General features: G+C 59.9%; 19 protein-coding genes and 1 tRNA gene. 13 read left to right on the top strand and 7 right to left on the bottom strand.

All coding sequences use genetic code 11. From position 1 onward, the window contains the following. Window positions 1-50 precede the first annotated feature (50 nt). Window positions 51-1,223, top strand: a complete 1,173-nt coding sequence (locus EDC26_RS20500) for a glycosyltransferase family 4 protein (protein ID WP_341802603.1) — start codon at window positions 51-53, stop codon at window positions 1,221-1,223. Here EDC26_RS20500 and EDC26_RS01015 read toward each other — a convergent pair. After that, complete coding sequence (locus EDC26_RS01015) at window positions 1,220-2,650, bottom strand: phosphomannomutase/phosphoglucomutase (RefSeq protein ID WP_132579404.1); 1,431 nt, start codon at window positions 2,648-2,650, stop codon at window positions 1,220-1,222. The two genes, EDC26_RS20500 and EDC26_RS01015, sit on opposite strands and share 4 nt — an antisense overlap. 174 nt (window positions 2,651-2,824) lie before the next feature. Here EDC26_RS01015 and EDC26_RS01010 point away from each other — a divergent pair, with 174 nt between their 5' ends. After that, on the top strand, window positions 2,825-4,237 hold the full coding sequence (locus EDC26_RS01010; RefSeq protein ID WP_132579403.1) for an FAD-binding oxidoreductase: 1,413 nt from the start codon (window positions 2,825-2,827) through the stop codon (window positions 4,235-4,237). Between the two features lie 129 nt (window positions 4,238-4,366). Continuing rightward, window positions 4,367-5,722, top strand: coding sequence for a phosphatase PAP2 family protein (locus EDC26_RS01005; protein WP_132579402.1), 1,356 nt, complete (start codon window positions 4,367-4,369; stop codon window positions 5,720-5,722). A gap of 142 nt (window positions 5,723-5,864) precedes the next feature. On the opposite strand, the gene fahA is transcribed toward EDC26_RS01005, so the two are convergent. The 6 genes from fahA to mutM all read right to left on the bottom strand — a co-directional run bounded on the left by fahA (window position 5,865) and on the right by mutM (window position 12,543). Next, entirely contained in the window at window positions 5,865-7,187 is a 1,323-nt protein-coding gene (fahA, locus tag EDC26_RS01000) for a fumarylacetoacetase (RefSeq protein ID WP_132579401.1), read from the bottom strand. Between the two features lie 18 nt (window positions 7,188-7,205). Beyond that, window positions 7,206-8,507 (bottom strand): homogentisate 1,2-dioxygenase, encoded by a 1,302-nt coding sequence (gene hmgA, locus EDC26_RS00995; RefSeq protein ID WP_132579400.1) that lies wholly within the window; start codon window positions 8,505-8,507, stop codon window positions 7,206-7,208. Between the two features lie 56 nt (window positions 8,508-8,563). Then, window positions 8,564-8,770, bottom strand: coding sequence for a DUF2783 domain-containing protein (locus EDC26_RS00990; protein ID WP_132579399.1), 207 nt, complete (start codon window positions 8,768-8,770; stop codon window positions 8,564-8,566). Between the two features lie 7 nt (window positions 8,771-8,777). Further along, window positions 8,778-10,454 carry an FAD-dependent oxidoreductase gene (locus tag EDC26_RS00985; protein WP_132579398.1) on the bottom strand — a complete coding sequence of 559 codons (1,677 nt, stop codon included), beginning with the start codon at window positions 10,452-10,454 and terminating at the stop codon, window positions 8,778-8,780. Between the two features lie 219 nt (window positions 10,455-10,673). Beyond that, the gene (locus EDC26_RS00980) at window positions 10,674-11,630 is read right to left on the bottom strand and encodes an MBL fold metallo-hydrolase (protein ID WP_132579397.1); all 957 of its coding nucleotides are present in this window, start codon (window positions 11,628-11,630) and stop codon (window positions 10,674-10,676) included. Window positions 11,631-11,715: 85 nt separating this feature from the next. Next, complete coding sequence (gene mutM / locus EDC26_RS00975) at window positions 11,716-12,543, bottom strand: bifunctional DNA-formamidopyrimidine glycosylase/DNA-(apurinic or apyrimidinic site) lyase (protein WP_132579396.1); 828 nt, start codon at window positions 12,541-12,543, stop codon at window positions 11,716-11,718. A gap of 86 nt (window positions 12,544-12,629) precedes the next feature. On the opposite strand from mutM, the gene EDC26_RS00970 reads away from it, so the two are divergent. The 10 genes from EDC26_RS00970 (at window position 12,630) to nrdR (ending at window position 21,304) form a co-directional block, all read left to right on the top strand. Then, on the top strand, window positions 12,630-14,405 hold the full coding sequence (locus tag EDC26_RS00970) for a tetratricopeptide repeat protein (RefSeq protein ID WP_132579395.1): 1,776 nt from the start codon (window positions 12,630-12,632) through the stop codon (window positions 14,403-14,405). A 9-nt stretch (window positions 14,406-14,414) separates the two neighbouring features. Further along, window positions 14,415-14,993, top strand: coding sequence for an outer membrane lipoprotein LolB (locus tag EDC26_RS00965; RefSeq protein ID WP_132579394.1), 579 nt, complete (start codon window positions 14,415-14,417; stop codon window positions 14,991-14,993). A gap of 8 nt (window positions 14,994-15,001) precedes the next feature. Further along, window positions 15,002-15,964, top strand: a complete 963-nt coding sequence (gene ispE / locus EDC26_RS00960) for a 4-(cytidine 5'-diphospho)-2-C-methyl-D-erythritol kinase (protein ID WP_132579393.1) — start codon at window positions 15,002-15,004, stop codon at window positions 15,962-15,964. Between the two features lies 1 nt (window position 15,965). Beyond that, window positions 15,966-16,042 (top strand) — tRNA-Gln (locus EDC26_RS00955). Window positions 16,043-16,155: 113 nt separating this feature from the next. Then, window positions 16,156-17,106, top strand: coding sequence for a ribose-phosphate pyrophosphokinase (locus EDC26_RS00950; RefSeq protein ID WP_165930863.1), 951 nt, complete (start codon window positions 16,156-16,158; stop codon window positions 17,104-17,106). A gap of 106 nt (window positions 17,107-17,212) precedes the next feature. Next, the gene (locus EDC26_RS00945; RefSeq protein ID WP_132579392.1) at window positions 17,213-17,857 is read left to right on the top strand and encodes a 50S ribosomal protein L25/general stress protein Ctc; all 645 of its coding nucleotides are present in this window, start codon (window positions 17,213-17,215) and stop codon (window positions 17,855-17,857) included. A 106-nt stretch (window positions 17,858-17,963) separates the two neighbouring features. After that, the gene (gene pth / locus EDC26_RS00940; RefSeq protein WP_132579391.1) at window positions 17,964-18,560 is read left to right on the top strand and encodes an aminoacyl-tRNA hydrolase; all 597 of its coding nucleotides are present in this window, start codon (window positions 17,964-17,966) and stop codon (window positions 18,558-18,560) included. A gap of 53 nt (window positions 18,561-18,613) precedes the next feature. After that, the gene (locus EDC26_RS00935) at window positions 18,614-19,426 is read left to right on the top strand and encodes a CPBP family intramembrane glutamic endopeptidase (RefSeq protein ID WP_132579390.1); all 813 of its coding nucleotides are present in this window, start codon (window positions 18,614-18,616) and stop codon (window positions 19,424-19,426) included. 129 nt (window positions 19,427-19,555) lie between these two features. Then, window positions 19,556-20,800, top strand: coding sequence for a serine hydroxymethyltransferase (gene glyA, locus EDC26_RS00930; protein ID WP_132579389.1), 1,245 nt, complete (start codon window positions 19,556-19,558; stop codon window positions 20,798-20,800). A gap of 42 nt (window positions 20,801-20,842) precedes the next feature. Beyond that, window positions 20,843-21,304, top strand: a complete 462-nt coding sequence (gene nrdR, locus EDC26_RS00925; protein ID WP_132579388.1) for a transcriptional regulator NrdR — start codon at window positions 20,843-20,845, stop codon at window positions 21,302-21,304. The last annotated feature ends 32 nt before the right edge of the window (window positions 21,305-21,336 follow it).

Below are 21,336 nucleotides of genomic sequence, written 5' to 3'. Positions count from 1 at the left end.
AGTACAGTCTGGATAATATGGTGGCCGCCTATCAAACCGTATGGCAGCGGCTGGCCAATGATTTCCCATCGCGCGCAAGAAGGAAGCAAACGGCCGATGAGGCGCCGCGTCTGTTGTATGTGGTGAATAATCCGGCCTTTTTTCTGTCGCACCGCTTGCCTTTGGCGATGGCCGCCAAGGAGGCCGGCTTTGACGTGCATGTGGCGACCATGGCGGGGCCTTCCGCGTCGCAGATTGTGGCGCATGGTTTGTCGCATCATGTTATTCCCATGACTCGCAGCGGCAAGAATCCTGTGCAAGAGCTGCATACGCTTTATGCCTTGTGGCGTCTGTTTCGACGCTTGCGTCCCGGCCTGGTCCATGCGGTGACGATCAAGCCCGTGTTGTATGGCGGCATCGCGGCGCGGCTGGCGGGCGTGCCGGCGTATGTGGCGGCCGTGTCGGGCCTGGGGTTTGTGTTTACCCGCAGTACGCAAGGTTTTGATTTTGTACGCCGTTCGGCCGTGGTTTTATATCGTCTGGCTCTTGGGCATCCGAATAGCCGGGTCATTTTCCAGAATGCGAATGATTGCGAGGTCTTGAGCCTTGCCGGCGTGATTCGGCCGCCGCAGGTGGTGATGGTGCGCGGGTCGGGCGTCGATCTGGATCGTTTCCGGGCAACGCCCGAGCCCAAAGGGGCGCCCGTGGCGATCATGGTGTCGCGTCTGTTGCGCGATAAAGGGGTGTGTGAATTCGTGGCGGCGGCCCGCGCGAGCGCCGGTTGCGCTAGCGGCTTGCGCTGGGTGCTGGTGGGCAGCCCCGATCCGGGAAACCCTGCCAGCATCAGCGATGCCGAGTTCAAGCTTTGGGAGCGCGAGGGTCTGGTCGAGTGCATGGGCGAGCAAACGGATATAGCCTCGTTGTATGCCTATGCGCATATCGCCGTGCTGCCGTCCTATCGCGAAGGGCTGCCCAAATCGCTGATTGAAGCGGCGGCATGCGCACGCGCGGTGGTGACGACCGACGTGCCGGGATGCCGCGACGCAATCGAACCCGATGCAACGGGCCTGCTGGTGCCGGCTCGCGACTCAGCCGCGCTGGCCGCCGCGGTGCAGCGCCTGGCCGACGATCCCGACTTGCGCCGGCGTTTCGGGGCGGCGGGCCGCGAACTGGCCGAACGCGAATTCGATATACGCAAAGTCGTCCAGGCCCACCTGGATGTCTACCAGGCTTTGATCGTTTAAAAGGGCAGCGTCACAGTGGGCGCGAGCGCCAATAGGGCCTGGCGAAATTCGGCCTGGATGCGCCGCAAGGCGTCGCGCGTATCGCCTTCGAAACGCAGTACCACCACGGGAGTGGTGTTCGAGGCTCGGGCCAGCCCGAAACCGTCGGCGTATTCGGCGCGCACCCCGTCTATGGGGTTGATGCTTTGCGCCGATGGGAATTTCCCCTCGTTTTGCAGGCGTTTGATGAGCGCGTGCGGCTCGCCTTCGCTCATCTCCAGCTTGAGTTCGGGCGTGGAAATACCCTGTGGCAACGCCTCCAGCGTGGCCGAGGGGTTGTCATGACGCGACAGGATTTCAAGCAGCCGGGCGCCGGTATACAGCCCGTCATCAAAGCCGAACCAGCGTTCCTTGAAGAAAATATGGCCGCTCATTTCGCCGGCCAGCGGAGCGCCGGTTTCGGCCAGCTTGGCCTTGATCATCGAATGTCCGGTCTGCCACATCAAGGGCCGACCGCCTGCCTGTTCAATGGCACGGGCAACATGGCGGCTGCATTTCACGTCGAAGATAATGGTCGAACCCGGTACGCGTCGCAAGATATCGCGCGCATACAGAATCAGCTGCCGGTCGGGCCAGATGATTTCGCCGCTCTTGGTGACGACGCCGAGTCGGTCGGCATCGCCGTCAAAGGCCAGCCCCAGCTCACAGTCGCTGTTTTTTACGTGTTGGATAAGATCTTGCAGATTGTGCGGGTCGGCCGGATCGGGATGATGATTTGGGAAATGGCCGTCAACCTCGCAAAAGAGCGTATCGACCTCGCAACCCAATGCGGCAAACAACCGGGGCGCCACCGCGCCGCCCACGCCATTGCCGCAGTCGATCGCGATCTTCATGGGCCTGGCCAGCTTCACATCGGCGCTGATGCGTTGAATATACGTGTCGATCAGGCTCAAAGTCTGTCGTGTGCCCTTATGTAGCGGCACCCCTTGTGGGTGCCAGCGCCCCCGCCCCACCTCCCCCCCCGCAGAACCCAACGCAGGCAATCCTTCCATGATTCCCTTAAGCGCCTGGACCCCCTCCCCATGCAGCGTCTTTCCCCCCATCATCATCTTGAAGCCGTTGTAATTGGGCGGATTATGGCTGCCGGTAATGGCAACGCCCGAACCCGTCTTTTGTGTATGCGCCGCGAAATACACCAGCGGCGTGGGCACCATTCCAAGATCGATGGCGTTGATGCCGCCTTCCATCAATCCCGCCTGCAGCGCGTGCGCCAGTTCGGGACTGCTCAGGCGTCCGTCGTATCCGACCACCAGGGCCGGTATGTTTTGCGCGCGCGCCTGTTGCGCCAGGGCCAGGCCCAGGCCATGCGCAAAGGCGGAATTGAGCTGTTCGGGCACAGTGCCGCGAATGTCGTAGGCCTTGAATACCGCAGCGGGAAGTGAAAGCATCGCCAATGTATTTCCTTGGAAATCAGAGAAAAGAACAGTACACATTATCGCGGATTGGCGGTGTGCATGCGGCACGGGCCGCACGGCGTGATTTTCGCGGCAGGCCTCGCCTATCTGAACATGATTAAAATAGCGCTTTGAAAGTAAAGCGCCGCCAGGCGCGGCGAGATATCGATGACGGCATTGAATGAATTGATTCGAATAGTGGGCGCTTCCCATGTATTGACTGGAACCCAGGCCGAGCCGTATCTGAATGATTGGCGTGGACGCTACGAGGGGCGGGCGCTGGCCGTAGTCAGGCCGGGTTCCACCCAGGAGGTTGCCGATGTCGTCAAGTGGTGTGCGGCCAGCAAGACCCCCATCGTGCCGCAAGGCGGAAACACCGGTTTGTGCGGGGGCGCAACCCCCGACTCCAGCGGCACGGCTATCGTATTGTCCCTCACGCGCATGAATCAGGTGCGTAGCGTCGATGTCGACAACGATACGATGGTGGTTGAGGCGGGCTGCATACTGCAAGCGGCGCAAACAGCCGCGCGCAATGCCGATCGTCTGTTTCCCCTAAGCCTGGCGGCGGAGGGAAGCTGCACGGTGGGCGGCAACCTGGGCACCAACGCCGGCGGCACGCAGGTGCTGCGTTATGGCAATACGCGCGAACTGGTGCTGGGACTCGAGGTCGTGACGGCCCAGGGCGATATCTGGCACGGCCTGCGTGGCTTGCGCAAGGACAATACCGGTTACGATTTGCGCGATTTATACATAGGAAGCGAAGGGACTCTGGGCATTATTACGGCGGCTACGCTCAAGCTGTATCCTTTGCCCGTCGCACAATGCACGGCCTTGCTGGGCATGGCTTCGGTGAGCGACGCCGTCGCCGTCCTGGCGGCCGCGCGCAAGGGCTTTGGCGCCAGCCTGACGGGTTTCGAATTGATTGGCGGCGTGTGCTTGCACGGGGTCGTCCAGTGTTATCCGCAGCAGCGTATTCCGTTCGAGGGCGATTCGGCCAAACTGCCCTGGTATACCTTGCTGGAACTGTCCGATAGCGAAAGCGCCCAGCACGCCCGGGAACGTTTCGAAGCCATTGTCAGTCAGACTCTCGACGAAAACCTGGTCATTGACGCCGTCATTGCCGAAAGCATCACCCAAAGCAAGGCACTATGGCATTTGCGTGAAAGCATCCCGCTGGCGGAAAAGGCGTTCGGCAAAAGCATCAAAAACGACGTTTCGATTCCGGTATCGAGGATGGCCGAATTTGTTGAGGTCACCAACGCCGCGCTGCAGGCCCGTATGCCGGGCGTGCAGCATGTGATTTTCGGCCATTTGGGCGACGGCAATCTGCACTACAACGTTGCCTGCGGCCAAGCTTGCACCGAAAAAGAGCTGCTCGCGCGCCAGGATGAGCTTTATGAACTGGTGTTTGACAGCGTCCACCGCTTTGGCGGGTCGATCAGCGCCGAACACGGGGTAGGGCAGTTAAAGCGCGACCTCTTGCCTCGGTATAAAGATCCGCTGGAGCTGGCCTTGATGAAGCGGATCAAGCAGGCATTGGACCCGCAAGGGCTGATGAATCCGGGCAAGGTGCTGAATTAATTTCCAATTACGTAATTTTTGATGCCCAATTCGCGGCAAGCGCAGTATGCTACGGCGCTTAGCCGGTTTATATGTGATCGATGCGTCGCAGCTTTGGGCGCGCCGCCGGCCTTTCAAAGGAATGTGTTCATGCCTCAAGCGACCGATATGTATTATCGGAATTCTTTTTTTTATGTCCTGACGCAGATTATCGGTGTCTCCCTGTTGTTGGGTTGGCTGGCCTACCGCATTGAATATTCCAGCCTTGATATGGCGGTGGCGGCCCGGTTTTTCGACGCGACCACCCATACCTTCCCTTTGCGCCACGAGGGCTTGATCGCTGCTGTCAGCAACTTGGTTGTATGGGTGCTGGCGCCGCTGCTCGTTGTGGCCACCGGCGTGGCGGCGTTGCGCGCCCGCCGTAAATCGGCCACGTGCCGGGCCGTGTTGTGGACTCTGTTTGCCGTGTTTCTGCTGGCGCCAACATTGGTGTGGGCGCTCAAGCACGGCACCGCTTTGCCGCGGCCATTCAACCTGACGCTGTTTGGCGGGCTCGATCAGCTACCTCAATCGTTCTGGGCCTTGGGCGGCGTTCCCTCGGGCGGGGCCTTGCCCAGCAATCACGCGGTGGTGGGCTATTCCCTGTTCGGCTTGTACTTTGCCGGCTGGGCGCTCAATTGGCCCCGCCTGCGCTGGTGCGGCCTGGCTTTGGCCGTTGCGGCAGGGCTGTTGTTTGGATTTTTGCGGATTAGCCAGGGCGCGCATTTTTTAAGCCAGACCGTTTGGTCGGCGGCGCTTGCATGGTTGTTGTGCAGCCTGCTTTTTTACCCTCTGATCGTGACGCGTCACCGCAAGGCATCGACGGACACGGCCGATTACACGCTCGACGAAATCTGGAAGCACCTGTCTATCGTCCAGGTCCGGCGGCGCAATACGTTGACCGCCTACGGTGTGTTGTTCGTATGCCTGTTGCCGTTTCTGGCTTCGTCCTGGCCGGGCGATTCCTGGGTGCACCAGACAGTCGAATGGGTGGGTCTGGCGTTGATTCTCGTGGCCTTGCTGGGCCGTTGCTGGTGCATGCTGTATCTGGGCGGGCGCAAGGGCGCCGAGCTGATAGACCAGGGGCCTTACTCGATCAGCCGCAATCCGCTCTATTGGTTTTCCATGGCGGCAGTGGTCGGCATAGGTGCGCAGTCGGGCAGCGTGCTTTTGGGCCCCATCCTGGCCTTGTTCGTGTACGCGGTATTCAATAATGTGATTGACGAAGAAGAACGTTTGCTGCGCAAGGTCTTCGGCGCCAAGTTCAGCGAATATTGCCGCAAGGTGCCGCGTTTCGGACCGCGTTTTTCCAACTGGACCGGCCCGGACGAGCTGACGATTTCGGTATCGGGCCTATGGAACACCGTGCGCGACGCCAGCCCCTATTTCCTGGCCGTGCCCTTGTTTGAATTGATCGAGTGGGCGCAGTCTTCGGGGTGGTTTCCGGTGTTGATGCATTTGCCGTAGAAGGCGGGGAAAAAGAATGGCACCCACAAGGGGTGCCGCTACAAGCGCGACCAGTACGTTTTTGTAGCGGCACCCCTTGTGGGTGCCATTCCCGCCAATAGACACCATTCCCGTCAACAGGCGGCCGCGAGGGCCGCCCCTGCTAGATAGGCTTGGCGGGCAGAATAGTGCCGGCGCATTCACCCAGGCTTATCGTCGGGTAGCCGGGTTTCTCGCACCGGGCTTGCAAGATGATCTCATCGTTGTCCTGCAGGAAGACGCGTTGCTCTCCCCATGGCAATTTAACGGGATTCTTGCCGCCCTGATTCAGTTCCAGCAATGATCCCGCCCGATCGGGGCCAGGGCTTGACAGCGTTCCGGTGCCCAGCATATCGCCCGCTTGCAGGTTGCAGCCGTTGACCGTATGGTGGGCCAGAAGCTGCGCAATATTCCAGTAGGCATCCTTGAAGTTGCTTTGCGCAAGCAAGGCGGGTTTGGCGCCCGCGGCGCGCGACTGCGCGGTGGTGATCCGCACCTCCAGGCCGATGTCGAAGGCGCCTGTTGCGGAGTTTTCGGTGGAAGATAAATAGGGCAGCGGTTGCGGGTCGGAGGCGGCGCGCGTGAACGGAAGGCGAAAGGGCGCCAGTGCTTCGAGCGTGACGATCCACGGCGATATGGTGCTGGCAAAGTTCTTGGCCAGGAACGGACCCAGCGGCTGGTATTCCCAGGCTTGTATGTCGCGTGCCGACCAATCGTTGAGAATGCATAGCCCAAATACGTGGGATTCGGCCTGCGCAATGTTGATGCGTTCGCCTTGCGTGTTGCCTTGCCCCACGAAAACGCCCAGCTCCAGTTCGTAGTCCAGGCGCTGACACGGGCCAAAGCCGGGGCTTGCGCCTTCGGCCGCGGGGCGGGTCTGGCCCACAGGCCGGTGGAATGCCTGGCCCGACACGCCAATACTCGAGGCGCGGCCGTGGTAGCCAATGGGCAGCCACTTGTAATTGGGCAGCAGCGGGTTGTCGGGGCGAAACAGCTTGCCCACGGCCGTGGCGTGATGAATGGAGATGTAGAAGTCGGTGTAGTCGCCGATCTGTGCGGGCACGTCGAATTCGGCCTCGGACTGGCGGATCAGCATGGGCTCGATCAGGCCTTGTTCGGCAGCGCCTGCGCGCAGGGCGCCGGACAGCGCCAGGCGCAGGGCCGACCAATGCTCGTGGCCCAGTCCCATCAGTGCATTCAGGCGCGAGCCTTTGCAGGCCGCCAGCGCTTGTGCGGCCTTGCCTGAAAACGGTGTTTTCTGCGCCAGAGCGGCCAGATCGACGATTTTGTCGCCGATGGCTACTCCGGGGCGGAAGTTCTGCGTGCCCGCGCGCGGCCGGAAAATGGCGAACGGCAGATTCTGTATGGGAAAGCCGTTGTTTTCGACATTGGCCGATTCAACCCAGCTTTGCAGCCTGGGGTCGTGGGTTTCGTTTAGCGGCGACATGATGAGTGATCCTGATGTTTAGGCTTTGGCCGGGTTGAAGTGCTTCTTCAACCCTTGCCAGGCCTGATGATAGTTGCTTTGCAGTGTGGATGAAGCCAGCGCCATGGGGCTCGGGCGTATGACGCGACGGGTCTCGAACATGAAGGCCATGGTATTGCGAATGTACTGCGCCTGGCTGATATCGGCCTTCGAAGCCTTTTCAAACGTTTCAGTGTCGGGGCCGTGCGGCATCATGCAGTTGTGAAGACTGGCTCCACCGGGCGAGAATCCCTCAGCCTTGGCGTCGTACACGCCCTGTATAAGCCCCATGAACTCGCTCGCTACATTGCGATGGAACCACGGTGGGCGAAAGGTGTTTTCTGCCGCCAGCACGCGCGGCGGGAAAATGGCAAGGTCCACGTTTGCCGTGCCCGGCGTGTCGGAGGGGGAAGTGAGCACGGTGTAGATACAAGGGTCGGGGTGGTCGTAGCTGACCGACCCTATGGTGTTGAAACGGCGTAAATCATATTTATACGGTGCGTGGGTGCCGTGCCACGCCACGACGTCCAGAGGCGAATGATCGATGCGGGCTAGCCAGAACCCGCCCGTGAATTTGGCATAAAGGGTGAAATCGCCGTCGATGTCTTCGTACCAGGCAACCGGAGTCTGGAAGTCGCGCGCATTGGCCAGGCCGTTCGAACCGATAGGGCCGAGCTCGGGCAGGCGCAGGGGGGCGCCGAAGTTTTCCAGCAAATAGCCGCGAGCGCTGGAGTCGAGCAGAAGAACGCGAAAGCGCACGCCGCGCGGGATAACGGCAATCTCGCAGGGCTCGATATCGATCAGCCCCAGTTCGGTGGCCAGGCGCAGGCGGCCTTCCTGGGGCACGATCAGCATTTCGCCGTCGGCGTTGTAGAAGTAGCTGTCCTGCATGGAGCGGTTGGCCGCGTACAGATTGATGCTGACGCCGGCGTGCTCATCCGGGCTGCCATGGCCGGCCCAGGTGCGTATGCCGTGGATGAAGTCGGTGGGCTGCGTGGGTACAGGCTGCGGATCCCAGCGCAACTGGTTGGGTGTGACGGGGCCATCGCCGAAGGCATTGTTCCAGTCGGTGATGTCCTCGCAAGGCTCGAACGGCTGTTGTGCGGCGGCGGGCCGGATCCGGTATAGCCAGGAGCGGCGGTTGTCGGCGCGCGGCGCCGTGAAGGCGGTGCCCGACAGCTGTTCTGCGTAAAGTCCGTAAGGGCAGACCTGCGGCGAGTTGCGGCCCACGGGCAGGGCGCCGGGCAGCGCCTCGGTGGCCAGGTGATTGCCGAATCCGGTTTGATAGTGAAGTGTGCTCATGCGGCTGGGCTCCTTTTGGATCTGGGTGGGTCGTTTGCCGTCGACGAGAGTAATGATTACCCGCCGTTCTGTACGGTATCGCGCGCTTTTTGCAGCGCATCGTCAATCACGCCCAGATCGCCGATATGATTGGCCAGAAGCAGAACCAGCGCGGCATTCATGGCGTGGCTTTGTTCTGTGCTGAGGTCGCGGTGCGCGTCGATAAGATGCTCGTAAAAGTCATCGGGGGCGGCAAAATTGTTTTGGATGTTTAGCGTAGTCATGGTGGAGCTAGCCTTGACGGATGCCGGCGGCGCGCAACAGGGCGGCGCCGATGTCCTGTGTGTGGTAGTGGCGCCAGCGCGCGGCCACGTGTTGGTCGGGTCGAATCAGGTAGCAGCTTTGGTCCTGCGCATCGTAGCGTTTGGCCAGAAGGGATTGATGATCCACCACGGTCTGGAATCCGCCGGGGGCGGGAAGCCCTGACGTGTCCGGGCTCAGGATCAGCACGACTTTGGGTTCGAGCGGATGGGCCTGCCATTGGGCCAGCCCTTGCAAAATGGCGGCCTGCGGCAGCTGTGCCAGGCAAAATACCGCCAGCACAAACCGCCCGTCCAGTTGCCCAAGCCACCAGTCCTCGCCGTTTTTCGTGAGTATGGGAGCATCGGGCGCTACGGCGCCCAGGGGCAGCAGGGTGGCGAAGCTGTCGGCATCGGGAGTATTGAGCGCCGAATGGGTGTAGCAGGTAGGGCTCGACAGACGGCCGCTATTGACGAGTTTGCGGGCGAACTCGAACCGCTTGGCCAGTTTCAATACCGTGTTTCTGAAGAGCAGGCTGATGTCGCTCTTGGGCGTAATAAAGTCGGTCGATCGCGATGAGTGCAGGATGTTTTCGTCGGCGGCCTGGCCACGCTCTGTGGCGTAGGTATCGATCAGCGCGTCCGGCGCCAGGCCTTGCGCGACCAAGTGCAATTTCCACGCCAGATTGTCGGCATCCTGCACCCCGCTGTTGGCGCCACGAGCGCCAAAGGGAGAGACACGATGGGCGGCATCGCCGGCAAATAAAATGCGGCCGTGTCGCAGCTCGTCTATGCGCCCGCAGGTGAAGGTGTAAATGCTGACCCACTCCAGCTCGAATTTGGCGTCGGGCCCAAGCATGGCCTTGATGCGGGGCAGTACATTTTCCGGCTTGACCTCTTCAACCGGGTCGGCATTCCAGCCCAATTGGAAATCGATGCGCCAGACATTGTCGGGCTGACGATGCAGCAGGGCCGATTGATTGGGGTGAAAGGGCGGGTCAAACCAGAACCAGCGCTCAGTCGGGAACTCGGCCTGCATTTTCACATCGGCTATCAGGAAGCGGTCGTGAAAGACCCGGCCGTGCGTTTCTTGCCCGATCATCTTGCGAATTGGCGAGCGCGAGCCGTCACAGGCCAGGAGCCAGTCGGTGTGTAGGGTATAGCGGCCGTCGGGAGTTTCGATCGTAAGCTCTACCCCGTTGCCCAGGTCGTTGACGGCGACGGCGCGGTGCTTCCAGCGCAATTCGATGTTGGGGTGCTGCGCGGCGTGTTCGTATAGAAAGCCTTCGCAATAGTACTGTTGCAGGTTGATGAAGGCGGGCCGCCTGTGGCCCGGTTCGGGCAGCAGGTCGAAATGCCAGACTTCTTCGCCTTTGAAGAAAACCTTGCCGACATTCCATGAAACGCCCTTGTCGACCATGCTCTGGCCGACTCCCAGGCGATCCCAAATGTCCAGCGTGCGCTTGGCAAAACAGATGGCGCGTGATCCCGTGGAGAGGCGATAGTCGTCATCGATCACCACCACCTTGCTGCCTCGCTGGGCTAGGTCAAGCGCCATGCTCAGGCCAACGGGGCCGGCTCCGACGATTACAATCGGATGGCGGTTTTCCGCCTGCGCCGGTTGCGGCCGGTAGGTGAACTCCAGCGCCTGATAATCAATGTCTCCCACACTGATGCTCCCGTGATTCGGAAAGGATGGCAGCCACGAGGGCTGCCGCTACATATGATTCGCAAGGTGGCAGCCACAAGGGCTGCCGCTACATATAACTAGCGGTGTGGCTGCCACCAGGGCTGCCGCTACACATAACTGGCGGTGGCTAATGTAGTGGCAGCCCTTGTGGCTGCCAAAATCGATGGCACCCACAAGGGGTGCCGCTACACGTAGAGCCTAGTTGCCTTCCAACTGCTTCCACATTTCGATGTCGCGTTCGGCGGTCCAGATACGGGGGTCTTCGTAGCCTGTGGCTTCATCGTAGGCGCGCGAGACGTCGAAGGGCATGCAATGATCGAAGATGACCCATTTGGCGTAGCGCGGCTTCATGAAATCGTAGGTTTCGCGGTAAATGGCTTTCAGGTCCTTGCCTTCGGCCACGCCGTTGTTGACGCAGGAATACAGGTCGGTCAGGAAGGCGCGCGTGCCGGCCAGGCCTTTGCGGACTTCGTCGGCCGAGGTCAGCGACGGGCCGCGGCCGGGCACCATTTTTTCGGCGTCGAATTCGGCCAGAGTGTCCAGGGTATGCGGCCACTCGCGGAAGTAGCAGTCGCCTGCGTAGGGGGTGGATTGATATTCGACCAGGTCGCCTGCGAACAGGATTTTTTGTTCGGGCAGCCAGGCAATCGTGTCGCCCTTGGTATGGCCGCGCCCGACTTGCATGATCTGGACTTCCAGATTGCCCAGGTTGACCGTCATTTCGCCGTCGAAGGTGATGGTCGGCCAGGTCAGGCCGGGCGGTATCGATTCAACGTTGCGAAACAGGCGCGGGAAACGGGCGATTTCACTGGCCTTGTCTTGCTCGCCGCGCTCGACGATCAGGTCGTAGGTATCGCGGCTGGCGAGGATTTCCTGGGCGTTGTACGCCGAAGCGCCAAAGACGCGCACGGCGTGATAGTGCGAGAGCAGAATGTATTTGACGGGTTTGTCGGTGACTTCCCGGATGCGGCGGATGACATCTTGCGCCATGACGGGGGTGGCCTGCGTGTCGATCACCATGACGGCATCGTCGCCGATGATGATGCCGGTGTTGGGATCGCCCTCGGCGGTATAGGCGTAGGCGTTATCGGACAGCTTGTCGAACGATACGACTTTGTCGTCCATGTCGGCGTGCGAGGCGAATTGTTTAGTCATGTGGTGGGCTCCTGTTGGATAAGAATATAGCCGTTAATTCGCTTTTATGCAATGCATTCGTTATAAACGAATTAACGCAAGGTAACTAGCTATGCTGGCATTTGGGGCAATAGAAAGTGGCACGCTGCCCCTGGACGATGCGGCGTATTGGCGTGTGGCAAATGCGGCAGGGGTCGCCCGCGCGGTCATAGACCGCGGCATGCAGCTCGAAATAGGCGCCCGGGCTACCGCTTGCGTTGACGTAGTCGCGCAAGGTGCTGCCCCCGCTTGCCAGTGCCTCTGTCAACGTTTCCACAATGGCGGTGAACAGGCGGGCGCAGCGCGCAAGCGACAGCCTGCCGGCGCGGGTTTGCGGATTGATGCGGGCCCGGAACAGCGCCTCCGAGGCGTAGATATTGCCGACACCGACGACCGCGTGGCCGGCCAACAGCGCTTGCTTGACCGACAGCGTTTTGCCCTGGAACTGGCGGTGCAGCCACTGAGGGTCGAACAGGGGATCGAACGGTTCTATACCTAACGCAGCCAGTAGCGGATGCATTGCAACCGGCCCTTCTGTCGCGTTGTGCCACAGGATGGCGCCGAAGCGGCGCGGATCGTGCAGGAGAAAACGGGCGTCGCCGAACAGCCATTCGGCATGGTCGTGCTTGCGTCGCGGCTCGTCCATGGCGACGCGGCGCAAGGATCCCGACATTCCCAAATGCACGATTTGGGTGCCGCGCCCGAATTCTATAAGCAGGTATTTGCCGCGGCGCCCGCAGCTTAGCACCACCTGCCCGTTGATCCGGTCGGGCAGGTCGTGAGGCACGGGCCAGCGCATGCGCGACTCATGAACAATGAAGCGAGTCAAGACCTGGCCCGTCATAACCGTCGCAATTCCGCGACGCGTGGTTTCAACTTCTGGTAGTTCAGGCATAAGGGGGTGCTAACATCTGTCTATCTTTAGGCGTATCTTCGTCATTTTGCTCTCTTTTGCGGGCAAAACGGCAGTGGTTTTAATGAATGAAACTATCGATCTCTTTGTCTCTGGCAGCACTGGCGGGCTCATGTCTGCTTGTTCCCGTCGCTGCCCATGCCCGCCAGGCTGCAAAAGCACACCAACAAACCGAGTCGATCCATTTGCGCGACGGTCAGCTGCCCGACATCAATCTGACGGCCGATCTCATGTATCGCATTCTGGCGGCCGAAATTGGCGCGCGCGACGGTCAATACGATCTGGCCAGCCAGACTTTTCTTGACCTTGCCAAGGATACCTCTGATCCGCGGCTGGCCAAACGCGCGTTTCAATTTTCCATGGCTGATCGGAACATAGCCCGGGCACTGATCGCCGCACGCGAGTGGGTGCAACTGGCGCCCAATGACCCGGAAGCGGTGGCGTCTTCCCTGGCGCTGGCCGCAACCAATGGCCAGACGACAGGCTTGGCCGGGGCGCTCTGGGCGCGTATCGACAAGGCCAAGAACAAGGAAGAAGCCATCGCTCAGGCAGCCGCCATTGTGGGCAAAATGACGGATAAAACAATGGCCCTGGAAGTGCTGGACCGCGCCTTGCACGATCCTGTGCGGTCGCTGCCCATGGCTCATATGGCGCTCGCCGATGCAGCCTGGGCGGCGCGCGACCCCAATCGCGCCTTGTCCGAGGCACAGCAGGCGCTGGCGCTGGATGAAGATTCCGAGCTCGCTGCCCAGCGCATCCTCGAGTACGGCTTGAAGGTCGATCCGGGCGCGGCGATCAATGCGGCGCGCGTGTTTTCCGAAAAGCATCCCGATGCGCGCAAGTTGCAGCTTATGCTGGTTGGCCGGCTGACTGACCGCAAGGATTTCGACGGCGCGCTCGACCTGGTCAAGAAAATGCGCGATAGCGCGCCGGAAGATTTTGATCTGCTTTATACCGAGGCGGAGGTCAATTTCCGTGCGCAGCGATATAGCCAGGCCCAGGCCTTGCTGAACGAATACATCAGCGTGCAGACGCAGCGGCGGAAATCGCTTAACGACAATGTCACGAACGCGGCGGCCGATGCCTCCGACGCCCGGCTGCTGCTCGTGCAAATTGCCGAGAAGCAGGGGCACTTGAACGAGGCCATCGTGCAACTGGGCCTGATCGACGACCCGACGCTGCGCTTCCAGGCGCGGATCCATCAGGCGGTGCTGCAGGCTCGCCTGGGCGATCTGTCCACGGCGCGCAGCACCATTGCCGCGCTCAAGCCTGACGGCGATCACGAGCGCGCCGTTATCGCCCTTACCTTGTCGTCCATCTACCGCGATGCCGGGCGCACTGATCTGGCCACCGAAGTATTGGTCGAGGCCAATAAGGCGATGCCCGATACCAGTGAAATCATGTACGACCTGGGCATGCTGTACGAGCGGCAGGGCAAGTTCGACGAGTTTGAAAAGCTCATGCAGCGCGTAATCGATATCGACCCGAAGAACGCCAATGCCTATAACTCGCTGGGTTATACCTTTGTCGATCAGAACGTTCGACTGGACGAAGCGCAAAACCTGCTTGACCGGGCGCTCGAGCTCGAACCGGACAATCCATTTATTCTGGACAGCGTGGGTTGGTATCTGTATCGCACCGGAGACAATCGTGCGGCGCTCGATTATTTGCAGCGCTCTTACGATCAGTTGTTGTCGGCCGATGTGGCGGCCCATTTGGGCGAAGTGCTATGGAAGCTCAAGCGCCGCGACGAGGCTAAAAAAATATGGCACGCGGGTTTGGCCAAAGATCCGAAAAATGAAGCGTTGCTCGGTACCATGAAGCGTTTCGGCGTAAAACCATAAGGCGGCTTCATGGCAAGGGTCTTGTTTGAACGCTATCGTCTTTATCTGGTTGCAGGCCTGGTTTGTTTGTTGACGGCCTGCGCAACGCCGCAGCGTATCAGTGATAGCGGTGCGGCCCGGGCCTTCGAACGCGCCGGGCGCTTTGCGGTGAGCGTGACGCACGGCGACGGCAAGCAAGAAGCGGTTCAGGGCGGCTTCGCTTGGCGCGATGATGGGCAGACGCTGCGTCTGGACCTGGCCAACCCCCTGGGCAGCATCCTGGCGCGCGTCCAGGTCAGTTCGGGCTACTCCGTGCTGACGCGCGCCAATGGGTCCGAAGAGCAGGCGTCCGACCCCGATGAACTGGTGGAGCAGGTGTTGGGTAGCGCCATTCCGGTGGTGGGCCTGCGCGATTGGTTGCAAGGCAAAGTGGGTCGCGCGCCGGTTCAGGAGCTGATCCGGAATCCGGCGGGCCAGATAACGGGCTTTGAGCAGAATGGCTGGCGGGCGGTGTTGTCGCGGTACGACGCGCTGGGCCCGAGGCTTTTGCAACTTAACCGCAACGATCCCAATCGGCGCATCAGCGTGCGCCTGGTCATCGATGGCTAGGGTTGGCCGTGACACTCTACGACGTTCCCGCCCCAGCCAAGATTAATCTGTTCCTGCACGTGGTCGGCCGGCGCGATGACGGCTATCACTTGTTGCAAACCGCATTTCGCTTTATCGATCTGTGCGATACCCTGCATTTCGACCGACGTAGCGACGGGCGGATTGTCTGCGAGGGGTCGCAGCCTGGCCTGGCCCATGAAGACGATCTGGTGGTGCGTGCGGCGCGGGCGCTGCAAAGCGCCACCGGCACCTCTTTCGGTGCGCAGATTCGCTATCAGAAGATTATCCCGTCGGGCGGGGGGCTGGGCGGCGGGTCGAGCGACGCCGCCAGCACGCTGCTGGCCTTGAATCGCTTGTGGCAAACCGGCCTGGATCGACGCGCGCTTATGGCCCTGGCCTTGCCGCTGGGGGCCGATGTGCCGGTGTTTATATACGGCCAGCCGGCGTTTGCCCAAGGGGTTGGCGAGCAATTGTCGCCTTTATCTCTGCCGCAGCGCTTTTATGTCGTGATTCAGCCTTCCGAGCCGGTGCCCACCGCTGGAATCTTTTCGGCCCCTGAATTGACAAGAAATACGCCCTCAATCATAATGTCGGTCTTCGTTGATTGGCAAAGAGTTCACGCGCAGGGGATAGGCGTGCTGGCTGGTGGCACAAACAGTGGCAGCAGCAGTGGTACAAGCAGCAGCCCGTATTTCGGCCGTAACGATTTGGAGCCGGTGGTTTGTAGCAGGTTTGCCCGTGTGCGCGAGACGGCCTTGTGGCTGAAACGGCAAGGCATCCATGCTCGAATGACCGGGTCGGGTGGCTGTTTTTTCATTGAATGTGCAACGCTTGAACAAGCCCGGCTGTGTCAGCAGGAAATAATCGTTAAAATGCCTGGTTCCGAAAACGGGCAGACGGCGATGGTTGAAAATACGTGGGCTTGCCCGGGTTTGCTCGATCATCCGTTACGACACTGGATACGCAGTTAATTGGGGAATCGCCAAGCTGGTTAAGGCACTGGATTTTGATTCCAGCATGCGAAGGTTCGAATCCTTCTTCCCCAGCCATTTTTCTTGGCCCGATGGGCTTGCTTTAACATACCAAGCTGTTGAGTCGGCCTCGAATGGGGTGCTGGTCAACAGCTTTGTTGTTTCACGCTACGGGATCTCTACCTTCCATCATGACATACGACAGTTTCATGATTTTTACCGGCACCGCCAACCCTCGTTTGGCGGTCGATGTGGTTAATCATCTCGACATGTCACTCGGAAAGATGACGGTTGGCCGTTTCTCCGATGGTGAGGTCATGGTGGAGATCAACGAAAACGTCCGCGGCAAAGACGTATTCGTACTTCAGCCTACTTGCGCCCCGACCAACGACAGCCTGATGGAAATCATGGTCATGGTCGATGCGTTGCGCCGGGCTTCGGCGGGCCGAATCACTGCGGCCATTCCGTATTTCGGCTACGCCCGTCAGGATCGCCGCCCACGGTCGGCGCGCGTGGCGATCTCGGCCAAGGTGGTGGCCAATATGCTGCAGGTCGTGGGTGTCGATCGCGTCATGACGATGGATTTGCATGCCGATCAGATCCAGGGTTTTTTCGATATTCCCGTTGACAATATTTATGCCGGGCCGATTTTGCTGGGCGATATCTGGCGCCGCAATTATCAGAATCTGGTTGTCGTGTCGCCCGATATCGGCGGCGTGGTCCGGGCTCGGGCGCTGGCCAAGCAGCTTGAAGCGGAACTGTCCATTATCGACAAGCGCCGCCCTCGCGCCAATGTGTCGGAAGTGATGAATATTATTGGCGAGGTCGATGGCCGCACCTGCATTATCATGGACGATATGGTCGATACGGCCGGCACGTTGTGCAAGGCTGCGCAGGCGCTCAAAGCGCGCGGCGCCGTAACGGTTTACGCCTACTGTACGCATCCGGTTTTGTCGGGTGAGGCGGTCCAGCGTATTGTTGAATCCGAGCTCGACGAGCTGGTGGTGACCGACTCCATCCCCTTGTCTGAAGCGGCGCGTACCTGTGGCAAAATCCGCCAGCTCTCGTGCGCTTCTTTGCTGGGCGAAACCATATTGCGTATTTCCAACGCCGAATCGGTCAGTTCCCTGTTCGTCGATTAAGTTTTTTGTGCTGCCGGCTGGTCGCGGCCGGCAGCTGTTCTTCGCAGCGTAATGTGCGCTGTGTTTTTTTAATAGGGCTTAGAGCCCCTTGCTTTTGGAGTATTCCATGAAATTCAACGCCACTTCGCGTAGCGTACAAGGTACGAGTGCGAGCCGCCGCCTGCGCCACGCTGGCCGTGTGCCTGCCATTGTTTACGGCGGCACTGCTCAGCCTGCCAATATCGAGCTCGATCACAACGAAATCTATCATGCGCTGCGCAAAGAATCGTTTCACGCCTCGATCCTGACGATGGAAATGAATGGTGCGAGCGAACAGGTTTTACTGCGTTCCGTTCAATGGCACCCCTACAAACAGCAGGTCATGCACGTCGACTTTCAACGCGTCGACGCCTCGCAGACCCTGCACACCAAGGTGCCGCTGCACTTTATCAATGCCGAACAGTCGCCCGCCGTCAAGCTAAGCGGCGCTATTGTCAGCCACATGGTGACCGAGCTTGAAATCACCTGCCTGCCTGCCAACCTGCCCCAGTTCGTTGATGTCGATTTGAGCCAGCTTCTGGCAGGTTCCATTTTGCACCTGTCCGACATCACCTTGCCGGTCGGCGTGGTGTATGTGCCTCATGGCGGCGATGCCGATCCGGCTTTGGCTTCGGCGCATATCAAGTCGGGCGCCGACAGCGCGGAAGATGCTCCCGCGGCTGCCGAAGCCCCGGCTGCTGCCGCACCTGCCGCCGACAAGCCCGCCGCATAAGCTTGCCGCACGCCAGACTACGTGTTTGGCGCCAACCCCTGTCTGGCGTCGCCAGCCGGGGGTTTTTGCTTTATGCGCGGACCCACTCCTTTTAATGATTCCGTCTATGCCATCGTCTGTACGTTTGATTATTGGCCTGGGTAATCCCGGTCCCGAGTACGAAACCACGCGCCACAACGCGGGCTTTTGGCTGGCCGACCATTTGGCTGACGATTTGAAGGCCCGTTTCACCATTGAAAAGGCGTTTTCGGCCGTGGTGGCCAAGGCGCGTTTTGAAGGCGATACGGTGGTATTGGCCAAACCCACGACGTTCATGAATCGGTCGGGGCAGGCTGCGGGCGCGCTGATGCGGTTTTACAAGCTGGCTCCTGAGCAGGTGCTGGTGTTGCACGACGAACTCGATCTACTCCCTGGCGTTGCCAAGCTCAAGCTGGGCGGCGGGCATGCAGGTCACAATGGCCTGCGCGATATTGCGTCGGTTCTTGGCAGCCCCAATTTTTGGCGCTTGCGGTTGGGGATAGGGCACCCGCGCACTCTGGGGCTGGCCCAGCAGGTGGTGGATTTTGTTCTGCATCCGCCGCGGCGTGACGAGTTGCAAGAAATAGAGAAGGTGATTGATCGTTGCCGGGCGGTTGTCCCTGCCCTGTTGCGCGGCGAGTTTGCTCAGGCCACCAGCCAGTTGCATGAGGCCAACCATGACTAGGGTGGGCGATAACGGTCGTTTTTCCGTTAGCGTTGGCGTTTTATGGACCGGTCATGACTAAAGTCACGGGCCGTTTGCGCTTTCGCGACGAATTTCGCGATTTTTGGCGCTTTGTGAAGCGGCCTGCGTTTACGCCTCGTTTACCCAATCGCGCTGCTGTAAACGGCTGGTGGGAAGACTGGTTTCCCTCCTTATCCCTGTGGCGCCTGTTGCAGTGGGCGTTTTGCCTGTGGGCGGTCAATCTGTTCTTTCTGGGGCCGATTGCGATCGCGGCGGCCAGTTTGGGCGGCGCCGATCATCGGTTCGATATTAACAATATTCCGTGGCTGCAAGCCTTGATATGGGCGCCTGTCGTTGAAGAGCTGGTGTTTCGTTATGGGTTGCGGCACGTCGTGCAGGCGTTATGGATGGTGCCTGTCGTTGCGGTTGCGCTGGTTTTCGGGCCGAACTGGGCTACGGTAGTGCTGGTGGCCGCTGTATTGTTGCTGTGCTGGATGCCTTATCTGCAGAATATGTCTTCGCAGCGGGAAATATCGGCGTCGGGCCGCCCGTCCCGGTTGGCACGCTTCAGGCAGCCGTTGGCGTGGCGTTCGCGGCTGCGCTACCGGCGGTGGTTTCCGTGGATATTTCATTTGTCGGCGCTGCTGTTTGCGGCGATACATTTGCATAATTTTTCGATGCACCATACGCCGTACTGGCTGATGCCGTTGCTGGTGTTGCCGCAATGGTTTACGGGGCTGGTGCTGGGGTGGCTGCGGATGCGGCGAGGCATCGGTGCCTCCATTCTTTTGCATGGGTTGTTCAATGGCGGGCCGTTGTTGGTGGTGTGGATCATGCTGCACGCCATGCCGCAAATGATCACGTAGGCGCGTCAATGCGGTGGCGCGACCCTGCATCGGCACCCCTGGGCGGTTTTTTGGGGGGCTGCGGCGATTCGCGCTAAAATTGAACGCTTCGTATTTCCCTTCCGCCTTCCCTAAACCCTAGGATGCCAAATGTTTGATCGTTCCCTTACCCTCGATCAGGTCGATGCCGATGTGTGGGCCGCAATCCAGAAAGAAGATGTACGCCAGGAGCAGCATATCGAATTGATTGCTTCTGAAAACTACGCCAGTCCGGCTGTCATGCAGGCTCAAGGTTGCCAGATGACCAACAAGTATGCTGAAGGGTATCCGGGCAAGCGGTATTACGGCGGCTGCGAGTACGTTGACATTGTCGAGCAGCTGGCGATTGATCGCCTAAAGCAACTGTTTGGCGCCGAGGCGGCCAATGTGCAGCCCAATTCGGGTTCGCAGGCCAACCAGGGTGTGTACATGGCGGTGTTAAAGCCCGGTGACACAGTGCTGGGCATGAGCCTGGCCGAAGGCGGCCACCTGACGCATGGCGCGTCGGTCAACGCATCGGGCAAGCTTTATCATTTCATTTCCTACGGGCTGGATGGCAACGAAGTGCTCGATTACGACAAGCTCGAGCAACTGACCAAAGAACACAAGCCCAAGCTGATCGTGGGCGGCGCGTCGGCCTATTCGCTGCGTATCGATTTCGAACGCATGGGGCGCATTGCACATGATAATGGCGCTTTGCTGATGGTTGACATTGCGCACTATGCCGGCCTGGTCGCCGGAGGCGTTTATCCCAATCCCGTCCCGCATGCAGACTTCGTGACGTCGACCACGCATAAATCGCTGCGTGGTCCGCGCGGCGGCGTCATCATGATGAAAGCCGAATTTGAAAAAGCCATCAATTCGTCGATTTTTCCTGGCATACAGGGCGGCCCGTTGATGCATGTCATTGCCGCAAAAGCCGTATCCTTCAAGGAAGCGCTGTCGCCGGAATTCAAGGTCTATGCGGCGCAAGTCGCCAAGAATGCCGATGTGCTGGCTCGCACCCTGGTCAAGCGCGGCTTGCGCATTGTATCGGGCCGTACGGAAAGTCATCTTATGCTGGTCGATTTGCGCGCCAAGGGCATTACCGGCAAGGAAGCCGAAGCGGTTCTGGGGCAGGCGCATATCACGGTCAACAAGAATGCCATCCCCAACGATCCGGAAAAACCTTTTGTCACCAGCGGCATACGCGTGGGTACTCCGGCCATGACGACGCGCGGCTTCAAAGAGGGCGAGGCGGAGCTTACGGGGCATCTGATTGCCGATGTGCTCGATCACCCGCACGATGAAGCCGTGATTGCCGATGTGCGTGCGCGCGTCAATGAGCTGACGGCGCGTTTGCCGGTGTACCGCTAAAACAGGGCTGGCCCGCCATGTCAGGCGGGCCTGTACGCTACGATGAAATGCCCGTTCTGTAGTAGCTTTGATACCCAGGTCATCGACTCCCGAGTTTCGGAAGAGGGCGATACCATACGCCGCCGCCGCCGCTGTGTTAATTGCGATCGGCGGTTTACGACTTATGAGCGGGCCGAACTGGTCATGCCGGCCGTCGTCAAACGCAACGGCACGCGGGTTGAGTTCGATGCGGCCAAACTGCGCGGCAGCCTGAACCTGTCTTTGCGCAAACGGCCGGTCAGCACCGAAGACGTCGATGCAGCGGTCGCGCGCATCGAAGAAAGCCTGTTGGCCAGCGGGCTGCGCGAGGTGAGTTCGGGCCATGTCGGAGAACTGGTCATTGCCGAACTGAAAAAGCTCGACCAGGTGGCCTATGTGCGTTTTGCCTCGGTCTATAAAAGCTTTGAGGACATCGGCGAATTCGTCAAAGCCATCGATGAAATCCAGGTTCCCCGCAAGCCGTGACGTGCCTGCGCGGCGTGGGCGGTCTGTGCCTG

The organism is Paralcaligenes ureilyticus, from assembly GCF_004346225.1.
GTDB classification, from domain to species: domain Bacteria; phylum Pseudomonadota; class Gammaproteobacteria; order Burkholderiales; family Burkholderiaceae_B; genus Paralcaligenes; species Paralcaligenes ureilyticus.
This window is presented reverse-complemented; position numbering and strand designations above follow the sequence as displayed.

What these genes read in the sequence shown, in the direction of transcription:
- hmgA (WP_132579400.1), bottom strand. Translation starts at nt 8,507, where the DNA reads ATGAGCACACTTCACTATCAAACCGGATTCGGCAATCACCTGGCCACC.
- EDC26_RS01010 (WP_132579403.1), top strand. Translation starts at nt 2,825, where the DNA reads ATGACGGCATTGAATGAATTGATTCGAATAGTGGGCGCTTCCCATGTA.
- EDC26_RS00965 (WP_132579394.1), top strand. Translation starts at nt 14,415, where the DNA reads ATGGCAAGGGTCTTGTTTGAACGCTATCGTCTTTATCTGGTTGCAGGC.
- pth (WP_132579391.1), top strand. Translation starts at nt 17,964, where the DNA reads ATGCCATCGTCTGTACGTTTGATTATTGGCCTGGGTAATCCCGGTCCC.
- EDC26_RS00945 (WP_132579392.1), top strand. Translation starts at nt 17,213, where the DNA reads ATGAAATTCAACGCCACTTCGCGTAGCGTACAAGGTACGAGTGCGAGC.
- EDC26_RS00990 (WP_132579399.1), bottom strand. Translation starts at nt 8,770, where the DNA reads ATGACTACGCTAAACATCCAAAACAATTTTGCCGCCCCCGATGACTTT.
- EDC26_RS00950 (WP_165930863.1), top strand. Translation starts at nt 16,156, where the DNA reads ATGACATACGACAGTTTCATGATTTTTACCGGCACCGCCAACCCTCGT.
- EDC26_RS00970 (WP_132579395.1), top strand. Translation starts at nt 12,630, where the DNA reads ATGAAACTATCGATCTCTTTGTCTCTGGCAGCACTGGCGGGCTCATGT.
- EDC26_RS01005 (WP_132579402.1), top strand. Translation starts at nt 4,367, where the DNA reads ATGCCTCAAGCGACCGATATGTATTATCGGAATTCTTTTTTTTATGTC.
- mutM (WP_132579396.1), bottom strand. Translation starts at nt 12,543, where the DNA reads ATGCCTGAACTACCAGAAGTTGAAACCACGCGTCGCGGAATTGCGACG.
- EDC26_RS01015 (WP_132579404.1), bottom strand. Translation starts at nt 2,650, where the DNA reads ATGCTTTCACTTCCCGCTGCGGTATTCAAGGCCTACGACATTCGCGGC.
- nrdR (WP_132579388.1), top strand. Translation starts at nt 20,843, where the DNA reads ATGAAATGCCCGTTCTGTAGTAGCTTTGATACCCAGGTCATCGACTCC.
- glyA (WP_132579389.1), top strand. Translation starts at nt 19,556, where the DNA reads ATGTTTGATCGTTCCCTTACCCTCGATCAGGTCGATGCCGATGTGTGG.
- EDC26_RS00935 (WP_132579390.1), top strand. Translation starts at nt 18,614, where the DNA reads ATGACTAAAGTCACGGGCCGTTTGCGCTTTCGCGACGAATTTCGCGAT.
- EDC26_RS00980 (WP_132579397.1), bottom strand. Translation starts at nt 11,630, where the DNA reads ATGACTAAACAATTCGCCTCGCACGCCGACATGGACGACAAAGTCGTA.
- fahA (WP_132579401.1), bottom strand. Translation starts at nt 7,187, where the DNA reads ATGTCGCCGCTAAACGAAACCCACGACCCCAGGCTGCAAAGCTGGGTT.